General features: G+C 71.3%; 22 protein-coding genes. 13 read left to right on the forward strand and 9 right to left on the reverse strand.

Annotated elements, in window-relative coordinates:
• Positions 1-19: 19 nt before the first annotated feature.
• The 6 genes from mutL (at position 20) to LCY71_RS10995 (ending at position 6,828) form a co-directional block, all read left to right on the forward strand.
• Positions 20-2,233, forward strand: a complete 2,214-nt coding sequence (mutL, locus tag LCY71_RS10970) for a DNA mismatch repair endonuclease MutL (protein ID WP_225333186.1) — start codon at positions 20-22, stop codon at positions 2,231-2,233.
• Positions 2,234-2,335: 102 nt separating this feature from the next.
• Entirely contained in the window at positions 2,336-3,277 is a 942-nt protein-coding gene (locus LCY71_RS10975) for a PfkB family carbohydrate kinase (protein ID WP_225333187.1), read from the forward strand.
• A gap of 82 nt (positions 3,278-3,359) precedes the next feature.
• Positions 3,360-4,454: a CAF17-like 4Fe-4S cluster assembly/insertion protein YgfZ gene (ygfZ, locus tag LCY71_RS10980; protein WP_225333188.1), complete on the forward strand. Its 1,095-nt coding sequence runs from the start codon at positions 3,360-3,362 to the stop codon at positions 4,452-4,454.
• Positions 4,455-4,664: 210 nt separating this feature from the next.
• Positions 4,665-5,810 carry a LolA family protein gene (locus tag LCY71_RS10985; protein ID WP_225333189.1) on the forward strand — a complete coding sequence of 382 codons (1,146 nt, stop codon included), beginning with the start codon at positions 4,665-4,667 and terminating at the stop codon, positions 5,808-5,810.
• A 336-nt stretch (positions 5,811-6,146) separates the two neighbouring features.
• A complete protein-coding gene (locus LCY71_RS10990; protein WP_373325130.1) occupies positions 6,147-6,518 on the forward strand; it encodes an ArsR/SmtB family transcription factor in 372 nt (123 codons plus the stop codon).
• Position 6,519: 1 nt separating this feature from the next.
• On the forward strand, positions 6,520-6,828 hold the full coding sequence (locus LCY71_RS10995) for a DUF7521 family protein (RefSeq protein ID WP_225333191.1): 309 nt from the start codon (positions 6,520-6,522) through the stop codon (positions 6,826-6,828).
• 160 nt (positions 6,829-6,988) lie between these two features.
• Here the strand turns inward: LCY71_RS10995 and LCY71_RS11000 are convergent, their stop codons facing one another.
• Complete coding sequence (locus LCY71_RS11000) at positions 6,989-8,077, reverse strand: geranylgeranyl reductase family protein (RefSeq protein WP_225333192.1); 1,089 nt, start codon at positions 8,075-8,077, stop codon at positions 6,989-6,991.
• A 149-nt stretch (positions 8,078-8,226) separates the two neighbouring features.
• Here LCY71_RS11000 and LCY71_RS11005 point away from each other — a divergent pair, with 149 nt between their 5' ends.
• Positions 8,227-8,958 (forward strand): sugar phosphate isomerase/epimerase family protein, encoded by a 732-nt coding sequence (locus tag LCY71_RS11005; RefSeq protein WP_225333193.1) that lies wholly within the window; start codon positions 8,227-8,229, stop codon positions 8,956-8,958.
• Positions 8,959-8,980: 22 nt separating this feature from the next.
• On the opposite strand, the gene LCY71_RS11010 is transcribed toward LCY71_RS11005, so the two are convergent.
• From LCY71_RS11010 to LCY71_RS11020, 3 genes are read right to left on the reverse strand one after another with little or no spacing between them, the layout of a single operon-like run.
• On the reverse strand, positions 8,981-9,958 hold the full coding sequence (locus tag LCY71_RS11010) for a Gfo/Idh/MocA family protein (protein ID WP_225333194.1): 978 nt from the start codon (positions 9,956-9,958) through the stop codon (positions 8,981-8,983).
• Positions 9,955-10,971, reverse strand: coding sequence for a Gfo/Idh/MocA family protein (locus LCY71_RS11015; RefSeq protein WP_225333195.1), 1,017 nt, complete (start codon positions 10,969-10,971; stop codon positions 9,955-9,957). The genes LCY71_RS11010 and LCY71_RS11015 overlap by 4 nt, the downstream gene beginning before the upstream one ends.
• Positions 10,972-11,026: 55 nt before the next feature.
• Positions 11,027-11,980, reverse strand: coding sequence for a WD40/YVTN/BNR-like repeat-containing protein (locus tag LCY71_RS11020; RefSeq protein WP_225333196.1), 954 nt, complete (start codon positions 11,978-11,980; stop codon positions 11,027-11,029).
• A 464-nt stretch (positions 11,981-12,444) separates the two neighbouring features.
• Between LCY71_RS11020 and LCY71_RS11025 the strand changes: the two genes are divergently transcribed.
• The gene (locus LCY71_RS11025) at positions 12,445-13,089 is read left to right on the forward strand and encodes a hypothetical protein (RefSeq protein ID WP_225333197.1); all 645 of its coding nucleotides are present in this window, start codon (positions 12,445-12,447) and stop codon (positions 13,087-13,089) included.
• 164 nt (positions 13,090-13,253) lie between these two features.
• Positions 13,254-13,499 carry a DUF8593 domain-containing protein gene (locus LCY71_RS11030; protein ID WP_225333198.1) on the forward strand — a complete coding sequence of 82 codons (246 nt, stop codon included), beginning with the start codon at positions 13,254-13,256 and terminating at the stop codon, positions 13,497-13,499.
• 469 nt (positions 13,500-13,968) lie between these two features.
• Here the strand turns inward: LCY71_RS11030 and uvrA are convergent, their stop codons facing one another.
• Positions 13,969-17,010 (reverse strand): excinuclease ABC subunit UvrA, encoded by a 3,042-nt coding sequence (uvrA, locus tag LCY71_RS11035; protein WP_225333199.1) that lies wholly within the window; start codon positions 17,008-17,010, stop codon positions 13,969-13,971.
• 124 nt (positions 17,011-17,134) lie between these two features.
• Here uvrA and LCY71_RS11040 point away from each other — a divergent pair, with 124 nt between their 5' ends.
• Together LCY71_RS11040 and LCY71_RS11045 are read left to right on the forward strand one after the other, a co-directional pair.
• Positions 17,135-17,716 carry an LURP-one-related/scramblase family protein gene (locus LCY71_RS11040; RefSeq protein ID WP_225333200.1) on the forward strand — a complete coding sequence of 194 codons (582 nt, stop codon included), beginning with the start codon at positions 17,135-17,137 and terminating at the stop codon, positions 17,714-17,716.
• 52 nt (positions 17,717-17,768) lie between these two features.
• A complete protein-coding gene (locus LCY71_RS11045; RefSeq protein ID WP_225333201.1) occupies positions 17,769-17,969 on the forward strand; it encodes a hypothetical protein in 201 nt (66 codons plus the stop codon).
• Positions 17,970-17,994: 25 nt separating this feature from the next.
• Here the strand turns inward: LCY71_RS11045 and LCY71_RS11050 are convergent, their stop codons facing one another.
• Positions 17,995-18,732 carry an SDR family NAD(P)-dependent oxidoreductase gene (locus tag LCY71_RS11050; protein ID WP_225333202.1) on the reverse strand — a complete coding sequence of 246 codons (738 nt, stop codon included), beginning with the start codon at positions 18,730-18,732 and terminating at the stop codon, positions 17,995-17,997.
• A 96-nt stretch (positions 18,733-18,828) separates the two neighbouring features.
• Between LCY71_RS11050 and LCY71_RS11055 the strand changes: the two genes are divergently transcribed.
• Positions 18,829-20,226, forward strand: a complete 1,398-nt coding sequence (locus tag LCY71_RS11055; protein ID WP_225333203.1) for an LVIVD repeat-containing protein — start codon at positions 18,829-18,831, stop codon at positions 20,224-20,226.
• 50 nt (positions 20,227-20,276) lie between these two features.
• On the opposite strand, the gene LCY71_RS11060 is transcribed toward LCY71_RS11055, so the two are convergent.
• The 3 genes from LCY71_RS11060 to LCY71_RS11070 are packed head-to-tail and all read right to left on the reverse strand — an operon-like array spanning position 20,277 to position 22,281.
• Entirely contained in the window at positions 20,277-21,707 is a 1,431-nt protein-coding gene (locus LCY71_RS11060) for a ribonuclease FAU-1 family protein (protein ID WP_225333204.1), read from the reverse strand.
• Positions 21,704-22,078 (reverse strand): DUF7532 family protein, encoded by a 375-nt coding sequence (locus LCY71_RS11065; RefSeq protein ID WP_225333205.1) that lies wholly within the window; start codon positions 22,076-22,078, stop codon positions 21,704-21,706. Before LCY71_RS11065 ends, LCY71_RS11060 begins: the two co-directional genes overlap by 4 nt.
• Before the next feature lie 47 nt (positions 22,079-22,125).
• Positions 22,126-22,281, reverse strand: coding sequence for a preprotein translocase subunit Sec61beta (locus LCY71_RS11070; protein ID WP_225333206.1), 156 nt, complete (start codon positions 22,279-22,281; stop codon positions 22,126-22,128).
• Positions 22,282-22,548: 267 nt separating this feature from the next.
• Between LCY71_RS11070 and LCY71_RS11075 the strand changes: the two genes are divergently transcribed.
• Positions 22,549-22,815 (forward strand): thioredoxin family protein, encoded by a 267-nt coding sequence (locus tag LCY71_RS11075; RefSeq protein ID WP_225333207.1) that lies wholly within the window; start codon positions 22,549-22,551, stop codon positions 22,813-22,815.
• The last annotated feature ends 117 nt before the right edge of the window (positions 22,816-22,932 follow it).

Genomic DNA, 22,932 nt, shown 5'->3' on the forward strand with positions numbered 1-22,932 from the left:
TGACAGGCGGGTGGCTCCCATGACGGAGATCCGGGAACTCGATCCGGAGACGGTCGAGCGCATCGCCGCGGGCGAGGTGGTCGAGCGGCCGGCCTCGGCGGTGAAGGAACTCGTCGAGAACAGCCTCGACGCCGACGCCGACCGCGTCGAGGTGGCCGTCGCTGACGGCGGCCGCGACGGGATCCGCGTCACCGACGACGGCGTCGGGATGACCCGCGAGGAGGTCCGCCGCGCCGTCGAGAAGCACACCACCTCGAAGATCACCGACGTCGACGACCTGGAGGGCGGCGTCGCGACGCTGGGCTTCCGCGGCGAGGCCCTGCACGCCATCGGGGCCGTCTCCCGCGTGACCGTCACCACGCGCCCGCGGGGCGGCGGCGAGGGCACCGAACTCCGCCTGGAGGGCGGCGAGGTCACTGACGTCTCCCCCGCGGGCTGTCCCGAGGGGACCACCGTCGAGGTCGAGGACCTCTTCTACAACGTCCCCGCGCGCCGGAAGTACCTCAAGCAGGCCTCGACGGAGTTCGCCCACGTCAACACCGTCGTCACGAGCTACGCGCTCGCGAACCCTGCCGTCGCGGTCACCCTCTCCCACGACGGCCGCGAGACGTTCGCTACCACCGGCCAGGGCGACCTCCGGGAGACGGTGATGAGCGTCTACGGCCGGGAGGTTGCGACGTCGATGACCTCCGTCGAGGCCGACGGCGACGAGTTGCCAGACGGGCCACTGGACGCCGTCACGGGGCTGGTCAGCCACCCCGAGACCAACCGCGCCGGCCGCGAGTACCTCTCGACGTACGTCAACGGCCGGTACGTCCGCGCCGACGCCGTCCGCGAGGCCGTCGTCGAGGCCTACGGGACGCAGCTGGCGCCGGACCGCTATCCCTTCGCCGTCCTCTTCTGCGAGATGGACCCGGCCAACGTCGACGTCAACGTCCACCCGCGGAAGATGGAAGTCCGATTCGCCGACGAATCGGGCGCCCGCGAGCAGGTCGAGACGGCCGTCGAGGACGCCCTGCTCCGGGAGGGGCTGCTCCGCTCGACGGCGCCCCGCGGCCGGTCGGCGCCCGAGCAGACCGAGATCGCGCCGGAGCGCGGAGAAGAATCCGGCGGCGACGCCGCGAGCGAGTCGGGCGTCGCGGACGGCACCGCGGGCACAGTCGACCCGGACGCGGCCGATTCGGCCGACCCCGGCATGACGGAGGCCGGCGACCGCGGGCCGGCCGTCGACGGCCAATCTGCCGCCGACCGCGAACCCGCCGTCGACGGCGATTCGGGGTCAGGGGCGTCGGCGGGTATCGACGCCGGGGCGTCGACCGGCCGAGGCGAGACCGGGGTCGGTAGCGGCGACCGGTCGACCACCGACGCGGCCGCGTCGGCGCGGAGCAACGGCGGGTCCGCGCCGCGATCGTCCCAGGGTAGTTCGTCGGGCGCGGACCGCAGCCCCCGGCCGTCCGGCGGCGCGTCCGCGGACGCATCCGCCGCCGACGATGACCGTACGGCCCCCGCCTCGGGTCGAGCGGACGACTCGCCCACCGACGCCCCTGGCCGGAAGTTCGCCGGCGGCGGCGAGCAGTCCCGGCTGGGCGAGGACCCCGACGACCCCGCGGCGTCGTTCGACTCGCTGCCCGCGATGCGGATCCTCGGCCAGTATCGGGAGACGTACGTCGTCGCGGAGACCGACGACGGCCTCGTGCTGGTCGACCAGCACGCGGCCGACGAGCGGATCAACTACGAGCGGCTGACGGCGACCTTCGAGGGCGAGACGACGACGCAGGCCCTGGCCGAGCCCGTCGAGCTGGAGCTGACGGCCAGGGAGGCCGCCGCCTTCGCGGACCGAGAGGCCGCGCTGGCCAGCCTGGGCTTCCACGCCGAGCGGACCGGCGAGCGGACCGTCGAGGTGCGGACGCTGCCCGGCGTCGTGGCCGAGGCGGCCGGCCCGGACCTGGTGCGGGACGTCCTCTCGTCGTTCGTCAGCGAGGACCGCGACGCGGCCGAGACGGTCGAAGCGGCCGCCGACGACCTGCTGGCCGACCTGGCCTGCTACCCCTCGATCACCGGCAACACGTCGCTGACGGAGGGGTCGATACGGGACCTCCTGGCCGAACTCGACGACTGCGAGAACCCCTGGGCCTGCCCGCACGGCCGGCCCGTGGTGGTCCGGCTCGACGAGGCCGAACTGGAGGATCGCTTCGAGCGGGACTACCCCGGGCACACCGGCCGGCGGGAGTGACCGGGGCGACCGGGCCCGCTCGGGCGAACTGTCGGCTCGGACCCGGTCCGGTCTGGCGATACTCCCGCATGAGTTAAGCCGCACCGGACTGACGGGGTGTCCATGACGCGACTCGTCGCCGTCGGGGAGACGCCGCTGGCACTCGCGCCGTCGGAGAGCGACCGCCTCGAGCACGCCCGCGATCTGGGACTGCGGGCCGATGGGACCGAGAGCAACGCGGCCGTCGCTGCGTCGCGGCTGGGCGCTGCGGCGACGTGGGTCTCCCGACTCCCCGACACGCCGCTGGGACGGCGGGTAGTGGCCGAGCTGCACGAACACGGTCTGGACACGGCGGTCGACTGGATCGAGGACGGCCGCCAGGGGCTGGCCTTCAGTGAGCCGGGCCGAGAGCCCCGCGAGGGCGCCGTGATCGAGGACCGGACCGGCGCGGCGATGGCCGAGACCGAGGCCAACGCGCTCCCCAGAGCACCTATCGAGCACGCGGAGACGCTGTTCGTGGCCGGGTCGACGCCGGCGCTGTCCGAGACGGCGCGGCGCACCGCCCGATCCCTGTTCCGGCACTTCGACGGCACCCGCGTCCTCGACCTGGACTACCGGCCCGGGCTGTGGTCGGTCGAGGCCGCCCGCGAATACTTCACTGACGTGCTCGACGCGGTCGACGTGCTGATCGCCCGCGAGCGGGACGTCGAGCGGGTGCTCGGCGAGTCGGGGTCCGCCCGCGAGGTGGTCCACGCGGTCGCGGCGGGCCACGACCTCGACTGCGTCGTGATCACCTGTGCCGACGGCAGCGCCGCCGCCCGCGTCGACAACGTGGTCCACGAGGTCGCGGCCGTCGAGGCCGACGTGGCGAACTCCGCCGGCGATCACGAGGCCTTCACGGGCGCCTTCCTCGCGGCGCGGCTCGACGACGAACCGGTCGCGGACGCGCTCGACCGCGGGGCCGCGGCCGCCGCGCTGGCCCGGACCCTCGAGGGACCGATCCCCGACGTCTCCGCCCGCGAGGTCCAGCGACTCGTCGACGAGCGGTCGTCGAGCGGGCGGTGACCTGCGCTGAGGTGCCCACCCGGATCGCGGACCGGAAGCAAGTGCGGGAGCCTTAACCGGGTCACGCTCCCATCCGTGACCAATGACTGTCATCGAGGGCGTCCACGAGGACCACGGCGCGGCCTTCCGCGAGGTCGGGGGCCGGCGCGTGGTCGACCACTACGGCAAGCCCGAGCGCGTCCACCGCGCGGTGCGCACCGTCGTCGGCGTGATCGAGATGGGCTACGGCGTCGTGACCGTCACCGGCGAGGACCGCGTCGACTTCGTCGACGATGCCGTCTCGAACCGCGTGCCGACGACCGACGGCGAGGGCGTCTACGCGCTCCTGCTGGATCCCGACGGCGCCGTCGAGACGGACATGTACGTCTACAACGCCGGCGAGCGACTGCTCCTGTTCGTGCCGCCGAACCGCGCCGACCCGCTGGTCGAGGACTGGCGCGGCAAGACCTTCGTCCAGGACGTCGAGATACGCGACGCCACCGACGAGTTCGCCGTCTTCGGCGTCCACGGCCCGCAGGCCACCGAGAAGATCGCGAGCGTCCTCAACCACGCGGCTTCGCCCGACGGGTCGCTCTCCTTCGTCCGCGGAACGATGGTCGACGCCGGCGTCACCGTGATCCGGGGCGACGGTCTCGCCGGCGAGGAGGGCTTCGAGGTGGTCTGTGCCGCCGACGTCGCCGAGGAGGTGTTCGACACGCTGGAGAACCGCGGGCTCAACGCCGCTCCCTTCGGGTACCGGACGTGGGAGGCGCTGACACTGGAGGCGGGGACGCCCCTGTTCGAGCCCGAGATCGAGGGCCGGATACCGAACGGTGTCGGCCTGCGCAACGCGGTGGACTTCGAGAAGGGCTGTTTCGTCGGCCAGGAGGTCGTCGCCCGGATCGAGAACCGCGGCCGCCCGCCCGAGCGGCTGGTCGGGCTCTCCTGCGAGGCCCTCCCCGCGGCCGGCGCGGCCGTTCTGGACGGCGACGCCGCCGTCGGCGAGGTCACCCGCGCCGTCGAGAGCCCGACGCTCGGTGAACCGATCGCGCTGGCCGCGGTCGATTACGACCCGCCGGCCGACCTGACCGTCGGAGTCGACGGCGACGCCGTGGCCGCCGAGCGGACCGCCCTCCCCTTCGTCGACGGGTCCGACGACTCCGCTCGCCGGCCGCGCTACCCCGACGACGCGGCGTGACGGTCCGCTGACTGCGGTCGCGACGCCCGCGGCGAATTCGTGACCCCGATCGACTGGATCGATCGGTGCCGGATAGTCACCGATCCGTGACCGCCAGAATTTAAATACCCAATATCTGGATCTAGTATCAACGCCGCCCTGCGGCACACGAAAAACATCGCTCCTCTACACATGGTACGTCGGCACGTCACCACCGAACGTCTCGTTCTCGTGGCTGTCACGCTGGTCGTCGCGAGCGGGCTCGCCGGGACCGCCTGGCTGGTCGCCGCCGACGGGGACGCGCCGGCCCGCCCCGCCGTCGACGCCGACGTGGCAGCACAGTACGACTCGATCGACGGCGTCGCGGCCAACCGGACGACGGTGATCGAGCGCAACGGAACGGTCGCCGGCGAGACGACCTATGCGGTGCGCCTGCGACCCGGGACGGGCGAGCGGCGCCTGGTCCTCCGGTCGGGCCCGCACCGGTACGACCGCCGCGTCTCGAACGGCTCGGTCCGCTGGCTGTACGACGCCGACGAGGGCACCGCGATCGTGATCCCCGACGGCGGCGTCCCGGAGCAGACGGTCCGCGGCGAGCGGACCGAGCGGCTGTTCGCCCGACTGAACGCGTCTGCGGGCGACGAGAGCGCACGTCCGCCCGTCGAACCGCTGCCGGTCGTCCCCGAATCGGGCGGCGCGGGATCGGTGCCCGCCCGGACCGACCTCGGTGTCAGCTACGCCGGTACGGAGGCCGTCGACGGCCGGCCGGCCCACGTCCTCCGGATCACGCCCCGCGAGGGCGTCGACGTCGACTACGAGCAGACGCTGTGGCTCGACGCCGAGCGGTTCTTCCCGCTGCGCCAGCGGACGGCGTGGACCGACGACGGCGAGCGGACCGTCCTGACGACGACCTACGCGGACGTCCGCTTCGATCCGGGGCTGTCCGACGACGCCTTCGAGCCCGCCGCCCCCGAGAACGCGACCGTCCGGCACCTGGAGACGCCCGAGACGCGGACCTTCCGGCGGGTCGACGACCTCCGGGCGGCGACGAACGTCTCGGTACCGGCACCGGACCTGCCGCCGTCGTACGCCCTTACCTACGCGACGGCGACCGAGGGGCGCGTCAGCGGAGTCAGTCTCCGGTACGCGAACGAGACGTCCTGGATCGGCGTCGCGAAGTACGACTACACCTACCGGAACCGGAACGACGGCGAGCGCGTCCGGATCGGCGACCGGAACGGGACGCTCGTCCGCGGGACGACCCACTCGCTGTCCTGGCAGTGCGACGCCTACCGCTACACCGTCCGCGGACGGGGCGTTCCACCCTCGCTGCTCGTCGAGGTCGGCCGGTCGGTCGGCTGTCCGGCCGACCGATAAGGCGGCGTCGACGGTCGGTGTCGCCGGTGTCGCTCTGCCACCCCCGACTTCTGGGTCAGAAGCCCGCCGCCACGGTTTATGATCGCCCCGCGCGCAGGACGAAGTGCAGCGGTCGTGATGCCACACCCCTCGCGACCCACTCCATCACGGTCCCCGCTGCCATCCCTGCCCGAGCCCCGCTGTCGCTTCGGGGTGTCTCCGTCTCCCCGGCCGACCGGGCGGTCCGCCCGTCGCGGGCGTCGTTCCTGGCCGACCGCCGGTCGGCCGGGGGACCCGGACTTCTCACCCGGAAGCCGACGGAACCATTTATTTCGTGACCCGCCGATGACTCGAACCGTGAGTGGGGACTCGGAGCTGGCCGCGCTCCTCGACGTGCTCAGCGACGACTACGCGCGGTCCATCCTCGCGGCGACGAGCGTGCGACCCATGTCGGCGAAGCAGATCGCCGAGGAGTGCGACATGTCCGGGCCGACTGTGTACCGCCGCGTCGAGCGGCTCCGGGAGCACGACCTCGTCGAGGAACAGACCCGCGTGCGAGTCGGCGGCAACGACTACAACACCTACGCGGCGACCCTCTCGGAGTTCTCGTTGCAGCTCGACGAGGGCTCCTTCGAGGCGACGCTCGAGGCGGCGCCCCCGCCGGAGTTCCCCGGACAGCACGAAGACGACGCGGCGGACCGATTCACAAAGATGTGGGAGCACCTCTGACATGGCCGCCTGGACGCTCGTACAGTGGCTGATCGCGGCGCTCGCCTTCGGCTCGACAGTCGTGGGCGGGTACGTCGGCTACCAGGCCTACCGCGGCTTCCGCCGCCACCACAGCCGCACGATGCAGTACCTCTCGCTCGGCCTCATCTCGCTGACCGCCGTCTCCTTCGGCGTCGCCTTCGCCGGCTCCGTCCTGCTGCGGCGGGGCTACCTCCCGGCGTCGTACCAGCAGCCGCTGACGCTCGCGACGCGGACGTTCCAGTTCGTGGGCGTGTCGCTGATCGCCTACTCCCTGCACAGGCGCGGCTGATCGGTGCGTCGGTCGTCGAAACGAGAAATGAGGCGGCGGTAGAAACGCGCCGCCTCGTCGCCCTGAATGATCCCCGCTGACGCTCCGGCCCTCCAAGACGGAGCGTCGCCGACAACTCGGGCGAGGATCGATAAAACAGTTACGCCATGGGACGCCGCTGTCAGCGGAGCGACGGGACGAGCGCGCGCAGCTGTTCCCGGGAGAACAGCGTCGTCGGACGGTCCATGTGGACGCCAATCTCGCCCTCGAAGGCGCGCATACCGGCCCGCTGGAGCGGTTCGGGCGCCGAGTAGCCCGCCCGCACGAGGCGGCCCAGCCGGATCTCGTCGCGGAGGTCGTCGCGCCAGGCGCGCTCGTAGTCGCCCAGCGTTCCCGGGTCGGTCGGATCGATCTCGCGGGCGGCGTGGTCGGCCGCGGTCATGCCGTAGAGGATGCCGCCGCCCGTGAACGGCTTGGTCTGGGCGGCCGCGTCGCCGATCAGGAACGACCTGCGGCCCGTCACGCGCTTCGGCGGGCCGATGGGGATCAGCCCGGAGCAGCGGCGGTCGGTCTCGACGCCGTAGCCGCCGGTGAAGGCCTCGAAGCGGTCGCGGACGTCGTGGCCGGGCGGCATGGCCAGGCCGTACTCGACGCCGGTCTCGCCGCGGGGGATGCGCCAGGCGAAGAAGCGCGGGACGGTGAGGTGGACGTCGACGAAGTCGCCGTCGTCCCGCTCGTCGGTGAATCCCAGCACGCCGTGGAGCAACTCGTCCGGTTCGGGGAGAGAAAGCGCGCGGCGCACGCGGGACTTCGGGCCGTCGCAACCGGCCACCATGCGCGCCCGATGAGTCTCCGTGCCGTCCGGCCCGCGCACTTCGACGGCGACGTGGTCCCGGTGCTCTGCCACGTCCAGGACGGTGTGGTCCTCGCGGAGGTCCGCGCCGGCGTCGCGGGCCGCCTCGGCGAGCGTCCGGTCGAGGCCGACGCGGTCGATGACGTTCGAGATCACCTCGTCCTTGTGGAAGCGGTGGGCGCGGCTGTCGGCGTCGCCGAGGTGGAACCGGGCGCCGTACACCTCGTTCTGGAGGAGGTCGGCGCGGGCGCCGTCGGGCGCGTACTCCCAGACATCGGTGCTGACGTGGCCGGAGCAGGCCAGCGGCTCGCCGACCGCGCCCTGCTCGAACGCGAGGACGTCGTAGCCGGCCTCGCTGGCCCGGCGGGCGAAGCGCGAGCCGGCGGGCCCACACCCCACCACGACGAAGTCGTGCATACGCGGCGAGTCCGTCGCCGATTCCCTTGTTAGTTGGCTTTTTCCGTCTGAACGCGGCACCGAATCCGGTGGCCGTCGGCCGCGCCCGGGCCACCGTCGCGTCCGGAGTCCGCGCCAGTCCTTTTGTGCCCCCCGCTCCTCTCCCGGATATGGACGCGATCCAGCTGTACACGCTGCGGGAGATCGACGCGCCGGTGACCGAACTCCTCGAACGGGTCTCCGAGGCCGGCTTCGACGGGGTGGAGTACGCCTACCGCGTGCCCGAGGCCGACCCCGAGGCGGTCCGCGACGCGCTCGCCGAGACGGGTCTCCGGGTTCCGGCCGCCCACGTCCCCATCGAGGACCTGGAGGGAGACCTCGAGGCGACCGTCGACCGCTATCGCGACCTCCGCTGCGAGCGGCTCGTGGTGCCCTACCTGGACGACGAGCACTTCGCCGACGAGGAGTCCGTCACGGAGACCGCCGAGCGCCTGGAGGCGCTCGCGGACCGCCTGGACGAGCACGACGTCCCGCTGCTCTATCACAACCACGACGCGGAGTTCACCGAACTGGCCGGCGGGACCGCGTTCGACACGCTCGTCGCCGAGACCCAGACGCTGGACTTCGAACTCGACGTCGGTCTCGCGGCCAGCGCCGGGACGGATCCGGCCGAACTGATCGAGAGCTACGGCGGCCGGATCGAACTGCTGCACTGCACTGACGCCGACTTCGACGACCCGGACCCGGCGCACGTCTCCTTCGGCGAGGGCGACGTCGACTACGGCGCGGTGTTCGACGCCGCCGCCGACGCCGGCATCGAGTGGTACGTCTACGAGAACGGATCGACCGACGAGCCCGCGGCGGAGCTCGCTCACGCCGGCGAGCGGTTCGTGCGGCGGTAGCCGCCCCCTCCCGCGAGCGGGATCACTCGACGGAGACGGGCTCGCCGCGCTCGACGGACTCGTAGGCGGCCTCGATCACGGCGACGATCCGCACCGCCTCCTCGCCGGAGATCTCGGGATCGCGCCCCTCCCGCAGGCTCGCGACGAAGTCCTCGATCAGGCCGGCGTTCGGATCCCGGCCCCAGAACGCCGTCTCGGTGTCGGTCTCGCCCTGGCTGCCGACGTACTCCAGAGTCTGACCGAAGCAGTCGACGGCCATCGTCCCGTCGCGGCCCTGTAGCTCCAGCGTCGCGCCGCCCCACGTGGGCCACTCGTCGGGCCGCGACCAGGACCCGTCCAGCAGGAACTGCGTGCCGTCCTCCAGCGTCATCGAGAGCACGTTGACGTCCTCGACGGGAACGTCGTGAAAGCGGGAGCCGCTCTCGGCGTACACCTCGGCGACCTCCCGCTCCGTCAGGTCGTGGACGACGTCGACGACGTGTGCGGTGTGGTCCATGATCGCGCCACCCCCGGACTCCTCGGGGTCGGTGAACCAGCCGCCGGGCATCTCGCCGCGGTTGGTCCCCGAAATCGCGTAGAGGTCGCCCAGTTCGCCCGCGGCCAGCGCGTCCTCGGCGCGCCGGATCGGCTCGCTGAACCGGAGCGGCATGGCCACGCCCAGACGGATCCCGGCGTCCTCGGCCGCCTCGACGGCGGCCCGGGCCTCGTCGACGGTCGGCGCCAGCGGCTTCTCCGAGAGGACGTGCGTCCCGCGCTCGCCCGCCCGCTCGATCCACTCGCGGTGGGCGGCGTTGGTCGAGCAGACGACCACGCCGTCCGCCGCGTCGAGCAGCTCGTCGGGCTCCCGGTAATCACAGCCGAGCGCCTCGGCCGCCGACCGGCCGCGCTCCTCGTCCCCGTCGGCGACGCCCAGGAACTCGACGCCGTCCATCCCCTGCAGGATCGGGGCGTAGGCCGCGTGGTGGAGGTGGGCCGTCGAGCAGATGCCGACGCGGGTCATGCGTCCACCTCCCCGTCCGCGGCCGTATCGTCGCCGTCGGCGGTCACCTCGGCGACCGCGACCGGTTCGCCGCGCTCGGCGGACCGCTCGGCCGCCTTCGAGATCCGCATCGCCTCGATGGCCGCGTCGACGTCCACGTCGGGCGTCGCGCCCGACCGAACGCAGTCGACGAAGTGCCGCAGTTCCCGCACGTAGCCGTCGGCCGGCCCGGCCGGACTCTCGTCGCTCGCCGCCTCCCCAGTCCACAGTCGCACGGGCGCGTCGTCGCCGGAGTCGTAGCTCACGACGCCCTCGTCGCCTGCGAGTTCGAGCTCGAACTCTAGCTCCCGGCTCCCGGGCTGGGCCCACGACGCCTCGACGTAGCCCGTCGACCCGTCTTCGAAGGACAGCGTCGCCGTCCCGTGCTCCAGGCCGTCCTCGCGGGTCCGGCGGGCGAAGACGCGCTCGACCTCGCCGACGGTCCACCGGAGGAAGTCGAAGTCGTGGATCGCCAGATCGAGGAAGACGCCGCCGCTCGACTCCCGGTCGGCGTACCACTCGGCCCAGTCGGGGAACGGCGAGAGCCGACGGGCGCGGGCGACGCCGGCCGCCCCGATGCGGCCGTCGGCGACCTGGTCGCGCGCGGCGGCGTACTGCGGGAAGTACCGCAGGACGTGCGCGACCATCACGGGCACGTCGGCCCCTGCGACCGTCTCGCGGACCGCGGCGGCGTCGGCGAGCGTCGGCGCCAGCGGCTTCTCGCAGACGACGGGCAGTCCAGCCTCGACCGCCCGCTCGACGTGCTCGCGGTGGGTGTGCGTCGGCGTGCAGACGTCCACCGCGTCCACGTCGGCCTCGGACAGCGCCGTCTCGACGTCGGAGAACGCCGTCGCGTCCAGCCCCTGCTCCTCGACGAACGCGTCGGCGCTGTTCGGCGAGACGACGGCCGTCACGTCGACGTCCTCGACGTAGTCGTACGCTCCGCAGTGCATCTCCGCCATGAACCCTGCGCCGAGCAGACAGACCGATACCATACCGGTCCGTGGGACCGGGTCACTAATTAGCTTATGTCGGTGAAAGCGACGGAACTCAGACGACCGCCAGGCCGCGGGGCACCTGCTCGCGGTACGCGCTCGACCAGGACAGGTCCAGCGGCTCCCAGGCGTACCCTTCCTCGCTTGCGTAGACGCCGTCGTTGCTCAGCGCGTAGAAGCGATCACGGTGGGCGAGGACCGGACGGGCGGCGCCCTCCGGTCCCGGCAGGCCGTCCATCGCGACCGCCCAGTCGTCCCCCGACCGCCGGTATACGTACGCGGTCCCGTCCGGGTCGTGAGCGGACCGCGCCCCGCTGGCCGAGGAGACGACGACGTCGTCCGGGTCGTCGCCGACGGCCAGCCCCCAGACGTAGCGGTGGTCGAGGCCGTCCTGCGGGTGGGTCCACGTGTCGCCGCCGTCGGTCGACTCGGCGTACCCGTCGCCGGCGGCCGAGTACACGCGACCCGGGGCGTCGGGATGGGTCGCGATCGTGTGGTTGTCCCGGCGCGCGCCGGCGGGGTGGTCGATCCACGTCTCCCCGGCGTCGTCCGTCCGGACGAGCGCGCCCGCCTCGATGGCGACGTAGAGGCGGTCCGGGTCGCGGGGGTCGACCTCGATCCAGCGGACGTGGTGGGTGTGGGGCCGCGGCGGGAACGACCAGCGCTCCTCGCTGTCGAGGTCGGTCAGGCCGGGCCGCGCGGCCCAGGTCTCGCCGCCGTCCGTCGAGCGGTAGACGGCGGAGGGTTCGGTGCCCGCCCAGACGACGTCCGGGTCGTGTGGGCTCACCGTCGCGGCGGTGACGCGAGCGTCGACGTCCAGCGAGCGGTCCCACGTCTCCCCGCCGTCGGTCGTCCGCCGGAGGCCCGCGTCGACGGTGCCGGCGAAAGCCCGGCGGGGTGCGTCGGGGTGGGCCGCGACGCACTCGAGGTCGTAACCGACGAGGGCGTCGCTGACGGCTTCCTCGACCGCGAGGACGCGGTCGTCGAGCGCTGCGTAGAGGGTCGGCATACCGCACGCTACGGTTTCGGGGGATAAACAATCTCGCCGGCGTCCGGGCCTGCACCACGACGCCGGGATGGCCCACGCTCGACGTCGGTGAGCGGTCCACGTCAGGGCACCGTCGTGGCGGTGGTCTGCTCGCGTCGACTGGCTGCCGCGGTCGGTAATCTACCGCCCCGGTCCCGCCCTAGGCCGACGGTACGCGCCGCGTGAGGTCGGTAAGGGGGCGCTGCTGGCCGACGTGCGTCGGCAACTCGCAGGTGATGACACCGAGTATGAAAGTCGGGCGGCCGCGACCGGCCAACGACCGCTAGCAAGTCACGGGCAACTCCGACTCGACGTCGCCACTATTCAGTTCCAGCCGGCCGCAGTAAGGCAGTCTTAGCCGATACCGCGCCGCTCCGGAACTGCAAACGGTCGCCCTGTTTACGTGTGTCAGAACGTCAACTAGAGCTGCGGATGGAGGATCACTCATGACTGACGACCACGACTTACTCGACAAGTTCACGGACCCGACGCGTCGATCGGTACTGAAAAAGGGAGCGGCGGCGACGGCCGGACTCGGACTGACTGCTGCGGGCTCCGGCAGCGCGGCCGCACAGGACGACGGGGACGACGATATCATCGACGACCGGGAGTGGGACAAGGCGATCATTCCGGCCGGGCAGTTCCAGCCCCGCAGTCGGTTCATCATCACGTCGCCGGTGCTCCAGTGGAACCCGCGGGTCGAGGAGATCCGCGACAACGTCTGGTCGGAGTACAACACCCGGGCCATCCGGTACCTGAACAGCAACGAGCACGTCCTGTTCTGGCAGGCCCAGGACGCCGAGGTCCCCGAGTTCGATCAGGAGGCGGGCTACGTCGTCGACGCTGAGGGCGACACCTTCCAGGACGACACGCCCCAGCCGGAAGTGTTCCGGATGCACTCGGAGGGTGCCCTGTTCGGCGACTCGGGGTACGTCACGATCAACTTCACCCCCGTCGGCGAGGACGAGGAGGACCAGTTGTTCAACGACGAGGGCGACGTCTTCTTCGAGGACGAACCGCGGGAAGCCGAGCCGGTAGGCCTCGACGACGTCCCCGGCAACTTCACCGACACCGACGGCAACAACTCGTAACTGACGCCCCGCCGGACCGCAGCGCGGGCGTCGAACCGCTGATCGATCGCGGCCGCCTCTCTTTTGGCTCCAGCGCGACCGACATCCTCGACGAACTCGCCGCCTGCCAAGCGACGAGTGGGCCCGGCGAGCGTATTTATGGTTAGGGAACCAACAAGAACGCGATGGCAGTACTCTCCGACGACGACGAAGGGAAGTACCTCGTGGACGACACCGGCGAACAGCTCGGCATCGTGTCAGAAGTCGACGAGGCGGCGGGCGTCGCCTACGTCGACCCCGACCCGGGCGTCATCGAGTCGCTCGTGGAGACGTTCGGCGGCGGCGACGCCGACGAGGACGACATCCGGGTCCCCGAGAACAGCGTCTCGAACGTGACCGACGACGAACTGCGAGTCGACGCGGACCTGTAGGTCCCTCTTCTCGACTTCTCGCATCGGTCGTCCGCCGACTCAGTACTATCGACCCCGGAGTTACGCGAAGGAGTGCAACCTGAAGGGCGTCACCACCTGCGTGAGCGACGAGGAGCCGGACTCCGTCGATCGACTGACCGGGGCGAAGGCCGAGAGCAGGAGCGACGCCGTTCGGTAGGCGCTTCGGCGCGGTGTACGGGCGAAACGCCGGTCTGATCGGGCGGGAGGAAGAAGCGGTAGCCGTCGGAACCGGACGTGAACGGAGTGAGCGTCCGGATTTGTCCGCCCACGTTTTTTGGCAGCGAGGGATCTTCGATCCCTCGGGCCGTGCGAACGGGCGCTGCGCGCTCGTGAGCAGACGGGGTCGAGCGCTCGTCCGGCGACCGCGAGGTCGTTCGAAAGATGCCTCCGGCGTCTTTCGTGATCACGAGAGCTTCGCTCTCTCGGACGACCCCGTGAAAAAGGGCAGTTAGTCGTCGCCGGTCCCTGCAACGACGTCGCCGTCCGCGTCGGCCGCGATGACCCGATCCGAGCGCGGCCCCTCCAGGTCGACGCCGGGCAGCAGGTCGCGCAGGTAGCGACCGGTGTGGGAGTCCTCGTTCCGGGCGACGTCCTCGGGCGTGCCCTCGGCGACGAGTTCGCCGCCGTTCTCGCCGCCCTCGGGGCCGAGGTCGACGATGTGGTCGGCGTTCTTCACCAGGTCCAGTTCGTGCTCGATGACGACCACGGTGTTGCCGTCGTCGGTCAGCCGGTGGAGGACGTCGATCAGCTTGCGCTCGTCCTCGGGGTGGAGCCCGGTGGTTGGCTCGTCGAGCAGGTAGAGGGCGTCGCCGGAGTCCTTCTTGCCCAGCTCCTCGGCGAGCTTGATGCGCTGGGCTTCGCCGCCGGAGAGCGTCGTGGAGGGCTGGCCCAGCCGCATGTAGTCGAGGCCGACGTCCTTCAGGAGCTTCAGTCGGCGACGGATGCCGGTGTGGCCCTCGAAGAAGTCGTAGGCCTCCGCGACGGTCATGTCGAGGACGTCCGCGATGGTGGCGTCCTTGTAGGTGACGTCCAGCGTCTCGTCGTTGTAGCGGGCCCCGCCGCACTCCTCGCAGGGGACCTGCACGTCCGAGAGGAAGTTCATGTCGATGGTGACCGTGCCCTGGCCGCCGCAGGCCTCGCAGCGGCCGCCCTTGACGTTGAACGAGAACCGGCCCTGGTCGTAGCCGCGCTGCTTGGCGAGGCTGGTCTCCGAGAACAGCTCCCGAATGTGGTCGAAGACGTTGGTGTAGGTCGCCGGGTTCGACCGGGGCGTCCGGCCGATGGGCGACTGGTCGATCAGGCGGACCGTCTCCACCTCGTCTAAGCCCTCGATGTCGTCGTGCTCGCCGGGGTTGACGTCGGTGTCGTTCATCCGGCGCACGATGCCCTTGTAGAGGACGTCGTGCATCAGCGTGGACTTGCCGGAGCCGGAGACGCCGGTGATGGCGGTGAACGCGCTCAGCGGCAGGTCCACGTCGAGGTCCTTCAGGTTGTGCTGGCGAGCGCCCCTGACCGTGAGGGAGCCGTCGGGATCGCGTCGCTCCTCGGGGACCGGAATCGCCCGCTCGCCGGCGAGGTAGTCGCCGGTGACGCTGTCCTCACAGGCCTTGACGTCCTCGACGCTGCCGTTGACGACGACCTCGCCGCCGCGCTTGCCGGGGCCGGGCCCCATGTCGATGACGTTGTCCGCGCGGCGCATCGTCTCGGTGTCGTGCTCGACGACGAGCAGCGTGTTGCCGAGGTCGCGCAGCTCAGCCAGCGTGTTCAGCAGGCGGTCGTTGTCGCGCTGGTGGAGGCCGATGGAGGGCTCGTCGAGCACGTACAGCACCCCGACGAGGCCGGAGCCGATCTGGGTGGCCAGGCGGATGCGCTGGCTCTCGCCGCCGGACAGCGTCGCGGCCTCCCGGTCGAGCGTGAGGTAGTCGAGGCCGACCTCGACCATGAAGCCGAGACGGGCGCGGATCTCCTTGAGGATCTCCTCGGCGATTTTGGTGTCGCGCTCGTCGAGGTTGGCCTCCATGCCCTCGAAGTGCGCCAGCGCGTCGCCGATGGACATCCGGTTGACCTCGGTGATCGAGGTTCCGTCGGAGGGAACCTCCGACGACGTTCCGCTCGCATCGCTCGCGGAACTTCCGTCCACGAGCACGGCGCGCGATTCGGCCTTCAGGCGGGTGCCCTCGCAGGCCGGGCACGTCGTGGTGGCCATGAACTCCTCGATGTGCTCGCGGGCGCGGTCGCTGTCGGTCTCGACGTGGCGCCGTTCCAGATTGGGGATGACCCCCTCGAAGCGCTCGGTCTTCTCGCGGGTGCCGTTCTTGGTCCGCCACTGGAAGTGGACCAGGTCGTCCGTGCCGTAGAGGAACTGCCGCTGGATCGCCTCGTCCAGCTCCTCGAAGGGCGTGTCCAGCGAGACGCCGAAGTGCTCGGCGACGTTGTCCAGCTGGCGCGAGTAGTAGGTCCGGTCGTAGCTCCAGGGCTCGAAGACGTGCTTCAGCGGCTTCGAGGGGTCCTGGATCACGAGGTCCTCGCTGACCTCCTTGGTCTCGCCCAGCCCCTCGCACTCCGGACAGGCGCCGTGGGGGCTGTTGAACGAGAACGAGCGGGTCTCGATCTCGGAGATGTCGATGCCGCAGTGGGTGCAGGCCAGGTCCTCGGAGAACTCCACGACCAGTCGCTCGCGGTCGCTGTGGTCCTCGCTGTCGCCCTCACCGGCGAGATCGCCGGTCGACCGGGCAGTCGAGCCGCCCAGCTCCGCGTCCTCGGGCGGGTCCGGGAGGATGACCTTGATGATCCCGTCGCCCTCCTCCAGGGCGGTCTCGACGGAGTCCGTGATTCTGGACCGGGCGTCCTCGCTGACCTTCACGCGGTCGACGACCACGTCGACGGTGTGGTCGTAGTTCTCGTCGAGGTCCGGGCGGTCCAGCGTCAGGTCGTACTCCTCGCCGTCGACCTCGACGCGGGCGTACCCCTCGCCGACGAGGTCGTCGAACAGGTCCTCGAAGGCGCCCTTCTGGTCGCGGACGACCGGAGCACAGATCTTCGCCCGCGTCCCCTCGGGCAGGTCGAGGATCCGACTCACCATGTTCTGGGCGCTCTGCTCGCCCACCTCGCGGCCGCACTCGGGACAGTGCGGCGTGCCGACGCGAGCGTACAGCAGGCGGAGGTAGTCGTGCAGCTCGGTGACCGTCCCGACGGTCGAACGGGGGTTGTTGGCGGCGTTCTTCTGGTCGATGGAGATGGCCGGCGACAGCCCCTCGACGTTCTCGACCTGCGGCTTGTCCATCTGGCCCAGGAAGTTCCGGGCGTAGGCGGACAGCGACTCGATGTATCGGCGCTGGCCCTCAGCGTAGACGGTCTCGAAGGCGAGCGACGACTTGCCCGACCCCGACAGCCCCGTGACGACGGTCAGCTCCTCTCGGGGGATCTCGACGTCGACGTCCTTGAGGTTGTGCTCCTCGGCCCCTCGGACCTCGATGACGTCCTTACTCATCTATCCAATCACAGGCGTCGGCAGTTGAAACCCTGTCGGTTGCGCGCGCCCGCGCGTTTTGACCGACATCCGGTCCCGAAAACCTTTACCACAAGGTGCGGCCATCCCTCAGCAGAGATTGACAATGAGCGTGACCAGTGAGTACGACATTCAGGGAGTCGACCTCTCCGAGGACAGGTATGTCGTCGAGCAGTCGCTGATCAGGAACAAGTACAGGGCGATGGACTCGGCGGGGGACGTCGTCCTGCGGGGCAAGCAGAAGCTGTTCAAGATGAAAGAGGAGTTCCCCTTCACCGACGCCGACGGCGAGGACGTCTTCACGGTGAAGGCCGGCGGGATCATCGACGTCGCCGGCAACTACGTCCTCAGCGACGCCCGGACGGGGGAGGACCTGGTCATCCTGGACAACGACTACTCGCTGCTACAGGACACGTGGAAGATCCGCGACGCCGACGACGAGCGGAAGATCGCCGAGATCAACTCGCGGGGGGCGCTGGTCACCGTCGCGCGGAACGTCCTGCCGTTCGGCGAGCTCATCCCGCACAGCTACGAGATCACTGACGCCGACGGCGACCACGTCGGCTCGATCGGCGGCCAGCTGTCGCTGCGGGACCGCTACGAGATCGCGATCGACGACGCCGGCGACGTCCCGCGGGAGCCGGTGGTCGCGGCCGCGATGGTCATCGACGCGATCCAGGACAACTAGCGGCTACCGTTCCGACGGACACGTACTTACGTGATCGTCGGGTAGCCCGAGCGTGGCATCCGACAACCGATCGCCGCTCACCAAACTGCTCGTTCCTGCCGGGACGCTCTACCTCGTCTGGCTCGCGCTCCGGCCGCCGCCGGCCCGCTGGGTGGGGCTGGCCTGCCTGGCCGTCGTCGTGCCGCTCGTGATCGGCTGGCTCCTCGGAAACCTGGCCGGCGTCGGACCCTGGGCGGATCCGGAGACGCGGTAGGGCCGGCCCCGGTCTTCCCGTCGCGCTACACCGTCTCGGGTAGCCAGCCGCCGTCGACCTCGACGTTCTCGCCGGAGACGTAGTCGGAACCGGGATCGAGGAAGAACATCGCGGCCTGGATCAGGTCCTCGAAGGCGGCCGGCCGGTCCCGCGGCAGGTCGTCGGGGAACTCGTCGGAGTTCTCGACGACGTACGGCGAGACGGCGTTGACCGTGATCCCGCCGTCCTGCGTGTCCGCGGCGAGCATCCGCGTGAACATCAGGACGGCCTTCTTGGCGGCGAAGTACGGGAAGTTCTTCGGGTTCACCATGCCCTGCTCGGCCGACGCGTAGCCGACGTTGACGATCCGGCCGTACTCGCCGTCGCGCATCCCCGGTAGCGCCCGCTTCGAGCAGAGGTAGGTCCCGTTGAGGTTCGTCTCCCACACCGCGTTCCACGTCTCGAAGTCCATCTCCTCCCAGTGGCTGGGCGCGAACGCGCCGACGTTGTTGACCAGCACGTCGACGTTCCCCAGGTCGGACTCGACGGCGTCGAACAGGTCGTCGACCGCGTCGGGATCGGTCACGTCGCCCTGCGTCGCCGTCGCCGTCGCGCCGGCCTCGCGCGCCCGCTCGGCCACTTCCTCGGCCGCCCCCTCGCTGGAGCGGTAGTGGACGGCCACGTCCGCGCCCCGGTCGGCGATGGCCAGCAGGAGCTCCCGGCCGATGCCTTTCGCGCTGCCCGTCACGAGCGCCGTCCGACCGCTGAGGTCCGGCGTGAGCATACGCTCCCTTGTGCCGGCCGCGCCTTCACTCCGGTGCTCTCGGCCGGCGCGGCCCCGAGCGCAACGCTTCTACCGGCGGAGGCCGAAGCCGGGTCCGTGCATCGCCGGTCCTTCCTCCGTACCATCGCTGGCGCCGCGGTCCTGACCGGCGCCGGCGTCGCTGGCGCCCACCCCACCGTCACCGACCCCGCGACGCCGCCCGAGGAGAGCGCGCCCGAGCCGCTGGGCGCGCTCGAAGTCGAGACCGCCCGCGAGGCCGTGGTGGGCGGCGACGGCCCGGTCTACGTGGCCGCAGACGACGGCTTCCTCGTCGTCGACGCCGCCGACCCCGCCGAGCCGACGGTCGTCTCCGAGACGCGCGGACTGGCCGGGGACGGCGACGCCGACCCGATGGAGGACGTCTACGACCTGAGCGTCGAGGGCGACCGCCTGCTGGTCGTCGGCCCGGCCAATCCCGGCCACGACGGGTTCCACGGCGCGCTTCTGTTCGACGTCTCGGACCCGGCCGCCCCCGAGCGCGTCGCGGTCCACGAGACCGACTATCCGATCCACAACGCCTGTCTGGTCGACGGACTGGCGTACCTGGCCGGCACCGCGACCGAAGGCAACCCGCTGGTGGTCGTCGACGTCGGCGACGGCGAGGTGGGCCGATGGTCGCTGTTCGACCGGGACGACGCCTGGCGCGAGGTCGCAGCGCCGCTGCGCGTGCTCCACGACGTCACCGTTCGCGGCGACCTGGCCTACCTCGCCCACTGGGACGCCGGGACCCGGATCCTCGACGTCTCCGACCCCGAAACCCCCGAGTTCGTCTCCCGCGTCAGAGGCCGTGACCCGGAGACGCTGGCCGACCTCGACTTCGACGAGGCGACGCGCCCGCCGGGCAACGACCACCGCGCCGCCGTCGGTCCGGAGGGGGACCTGCTGGGGATCAACGCCGAGGCCTGGGCGGTCGAGGCGGACGCCGACCGCGGTCCCGGCGGGATCGAGTTCTACGACGTGAGCGATCCGTCCGAGCCCGTGCGGCTGTCGCGCATCGACCCGCCGCCGACGCCGGACCCGACGCGCGACGGCGTTTGGACGACGGCGCACAACTTCCAGATCACCGGCGGGCGCTGCTACACCTCGTGGTACCAGGGCGGCGTGAAGGTCCACGACGTCTCGGACCCCCTCGCCCCGCGGGAGCTGTACCACTGGCGCGACGCGGGTCAGGCGCGGTTCTGGACCGCCCAGCGCCTGTCCGACGGCGACGCCTTCGTCGCGTCGAGCATGGGCGTCCCCGGCGAGGACGGCGCCCCCGGCGGCCTGTTCGCCTTTCCCGATCCCGACGCGCCGGACGACTCCCGGGGGAGCGAGTCCGCGCCGTCGGCTGACGGAGGGCCGCCGGGCGGAACGTCGACCGGCGGGGAGCCGTCCGACGCGACGGGGGACGCCCGGGCGCTCGGCCTGCTCGGCCTCGGGGCCGCCGCAGTCGGCGCCTGGGCGCGGCTCAGATAACGCGACGACGGCAGCGCTTCGAGTCGGCCCGTGCCGTCGCCGCTTCCGCGTTACTCCAGCGCGTGCTCGACGCTCGCGGCGACGCTGCGGGCCTTCTCCGCGAGTTCCTCGCTGACGTGGCCGGCATCGACGGCAGCGTCCAGTTCGTCGTCGTCTACCCGCTCGACCGTGCCGTCGGCGTGTTTCACCACGTCGACGTGGAGGTCGACGTACCGGACGCCGTCGGGGAACACCTCGACGGGTGTGCAGACGTTGACGTAAGTGCCGCGGCGCTGCCCGTCGCTGCCGCGGTACACCGTCGGGTACCACCACCGGCCCTCGCGGACCTTCGTGGTGGCGACGTCGCCCGCCTGCCGCCGGACGCCGAGGCCGTCGTAGGTCCCGCCGGGGGACATCTCCCGCTCCAGCGTGACCGTCCCGTCGGGGTCGACGGCCTCGACGCTGGCCTCGCCGAGCGTGATCAGCCGGCCGTCGGGCTTGCCGTGCTCGATGGCCACGGAGTCGCCCTCGCGCGGGCCGTACTGGCCGGTCACCGCCTCGAAGGGGAAGTCCGACTCCCCCGTACGGAACCCGTCGGCGACGGCCTCGGCGAGGTCCACCCCGCCCGACGCGCTCGCTGAGCCGGCCTTCACGCGGTGGTGGCCGGGCATCGTGGTCGTCACGTCGCGGCGGACCCCGTCGAGTTCGAAGCGGGCCTCGCGGCCGAACCAGACCCACGCCGTCGCCTCGGGAGCGACGTAGCAGTGGGGCGCGGCGTCGGCGGGCGACGGGGCGTCCTCGACGGCGGCGTCGACGGTCTCGGCGCGCTCGTTCGCGGCGTCCAGCGCCCCGCCGAGCGCGTCCAGGCCGGCGTCGTCGCTGGCGCGGTCCCAGGTGATCCCCCAGCCCTCGCGGGGGTCCGCCGGGAGCACGTCGGCCAGCTCCGGCCCGTTCGCGCTGCTCGTCCCGCCGCGGACCAGCGTGGCGAGCGCGCCGTGGGCCCGGACGGTCGTGTCAAGCACCGGCCGACCGCCGGTCCAGGGCACCGTCGGCTCGTCGACCTGAACGCGGAGCCGGTCGCCCTCCTCGATCCGTCGCTCTGTCTTCGAGTACGGCAGGAACCCCTCCGGATCGACGCCGGCCGTCGACGCCGGCACCGCGTCGGCCGGGTCGACCGCAGTCAACTGGACGACGGCGCCCCCGCCCAGCGTCTCCGTCACCTCGCCGGCGTAGACGGCCCCTCGGGGCGTCGGGTCCGCCCAGGCCATCGCGTCCCGGCCGACCGCGCGCAACCGCTCGACGGCGGCGGCGACCGTCTCCGGGTCGCCCGTGACGCCGACGCCCTGGCGGTCGTCGGTCGTGGTGACTGTCGCCCGCGGCCGCTCGTCGGAGAACTCGCGGTCGAATCGCTCGGCGATGGTCGGCGACGGCAGGGCGACGCCAACGTCAGCCAGCAGCTCGGTCAGCGCCGTCGCGTAGATGCCCCGCACCCGGACCGTCATAGGTCGGCGCGGTCGGCGGCGAAGCGGACCCGGTCGTGGACGGTCGGCCCCAGCGTCAGTTCGACGACCCCCTCCGAGAGGACGCGCCCGCCCTCGACGTAGACGCCCCACGCGTCGAACCGGAGGTACCCGCGGACGTCGTCGGCGTGGGTGAACAGGTCGAGGTACTCGACGGCGTGCTCCTGTACGTCGCTGCTGCTGTGGGCGCGGTCCATGTCCGAGTAGACGACGTCGCGGCCGTCGAAGAAGTCCTCGAGTTCCTCGGCCGCCGCCTCCGTCGCGTCGGCGACGGCGTCGGACGCAGCCCTGATCTCGTCGGTCGAGAGACCGGCCTCGCGCAGCGCCGCCTGTTCGCGGGAGCTGAAGTGCATGGCCGCGCTTCGCGGGCCCGGTAGGAAAACGTCGCGGTCCCGGAGCGCTACAGCGCGTTCAGCAGGAGGATCATGAAGCCGAAGGCGGCCCCGACCGCGACGACGGTTCGCGGGTCGAAGCGGATCGTGTTCTGGTCTTCCGCGTCGAAGTACCGCACCAGTCCGGCGCTGGACATCAGGCCACCGCCGTCGTTGCTGCTCATACTGAACTCTGGTCACCGGGCCGGAGTAAGCCTTTCCCTTCGGACGCCCGGCGGCGGTCGGCGTCCTCGCGGCTCGCGTGTCGCTCACTTCGTTCGCTCTTGCTCGCTCTGCCGAGACCTCTCACTGCGTTCGAGGTCTCGCGGCTCGCATGTCGCCTCGCTGGTTCCGAGGTTCTTCCCTTCGGTCAGAACCTCGCCGTGGGTAGGCACACCCGGCGAACGCGGTGACAATCCTTATCCCGCCTGCCGGGTAAGTACGTGGCGAGTATGTCTGTCACGCTCAAGGACTTCTACGCCGACTGGTGCGGTCCGTGCAAGACTCAGGACCCCATCCTGGAGGAACTCGAGGAAGACTGGCCGGACGTCGACTTCGAGAAGGTCGACGTCGACGAGGAGCAGGACGTGGCCAACGAGTATCAGGTCCGCTCGCTCCCGACGCTGGTCGTCGAGAACGACGACGGCGTCGTCGAGCGCTTCGTCGGCGTCACCCAGCGCGACGACCTCGAAGAGGCCCTGCAGACGGCCGAAGCGTAACTGTCGGCTTCTCGGCGGCCGATCGGCCGCCTCGCGTCGCTACCGTCCAGTAGCGGCGTCTCTGATCACGACGGATTTCGCCGTCGACGCTGCTCACGGGTCGCTCCGCTCCCCGCT

The organism is Halomicrobium urmianum, assembly GCF_020217425.1.
Classification (GTDB): domain Archaea; phylum Halobacteriota; class Halobacteria; order Halobacteriales; family Haloarculaceae; genus Halomicrobium; species Halomicrobium urmianum.

Excerpts from the sequence above, each read along its gene's own strand:
- LCY71_RS11015 (WP_225333195.1), bottom strand. The coding sequence starts at position 10,971 with ATGGTATCGGTCTGTCTGCTCGGCGCAGGGTTCATGGCGGAGATGCAC.
- LCY71_RS11075 (WP_225333207.1), top strand. The coding sequence starts at position 22,549 with ATGTCTGTCACGCTCAAGGACTTCTACGCCGACTGGTGCGGTCCGTGC.
- LCY71_RS11050 (WP_225333202.1), bottom strand. The coding sequence starts at position 18,732 with ATGCTCACGCCGGACCTCAGCGGTCGGACGGCGCTCGTGACGGGCAGC.
- LCY71_RS11010 (WP_225333194.1), bottom strand. The coding sequence starts at position 9,958 with ATGACCCGCGTCGGCATCTGCTCGACGGCCCACCTCCACCACGCGGCC.
- LCY71_RS11030 (WP_225333198.1), top strand. The coding sequence starts at position 13,254 with ATGGCAGTACTCTCCGACGACGACGAAGGGAAGTACCTCGTGGACGAC.
- LCY71_RS11000 (WP_225333192.1), bottom strand. The coding sequence starts at position 8,077 with ATGCACGACTTCGTCGTGGTGGGGTGTGGGCCCGCCGGCTCGCGCTTC.
- LCY71_RS10975 (WP_225333187.1), top strand. The coding sequence starts at position 2,336 with ATGACGCGACTCGTCGCCGTCGGGGAGACGCCGCTGGCACTCGCGCCG.
- uvrA (WP_225333199.1), bottom strand. The coding sequence starts at position 17,010 with ATGAGTAAGGACGTCATCGAGGTCCGAGGGGCCGAGGAGCACAACCTC.
- LCY71_RS11020 (WP_225333196.1), bottom strand. The coding sequence starts at position 11,980 with ATGCCGACCCTCTACGCAGCGCTCGACGACCGCGTCCTCGCGGTCGAG.
- LCY71_RS11065 (WP_225333205.1), bottom strand. The coding sequence starts at position 22,078 with ATGCACTTCAGCTCCCGCGAACAGGCGGCGCTGCGCGAGGCCGGTCTC.
- mutL (WP_225333186.1), top strand. The coding sequence starts at position 20 with ATGACGGAGATCCGGGAACTCGATCCGGAGACGGTCGAGCGCATCGCC.
- LCY71_RS11025 (WP_225333197.1), top strand. The coding sequence starts at position 12,445 with ATGACTGACGACCACGACTTACTCGACAAGTTCACGGACCCGACGCGT.
- LCY71_RS11070 (WP_225333206.1), bottom strand. The coding sequence starts at position 22,281 with ATGAGCAGCAACGACGGCGGTGGCCTGATGTCCAGCGCCGGACTGGTG.
- LCY71_RS11040 (WP_225333200.1), top strand. The coding sequence starts at position 17,135 with ATGAGCGTGACCAGTGAGTACGACATTCAGGGAGTCGACCTCTCCGAG.
- LCY71_RS11005 (WP_225333193.1), top strand. The coding sequence starts at position 8,227 with ATGGACGCGATCCAGCTGTACACGCTGCGGGAGATCGACGCGCCGGTG.
- LCY71_RS11060 (WP_225333204.1), bottom strand. The coding sequence starts at position 21,707 with ATGACGGTCCGGGTGCGGGGCATCTACGCGACGGCGCTGACCGAGCTG.
- ygfZ (WP_225333188.1), top strand. The coding sequence starts at position 3,360 with ATGACTGTCATCGAGGGCGTCCACGAGGACCACGGCGCGGCCTTCCGC.
- LCY71_RS10995 (WP_225333191.1), top strand. The coding sequence starts at position 6,520 with ATGGCCGCCTGGACGCTCGTACAGTGGCTGATCGCGGCGCTCGCCTTC.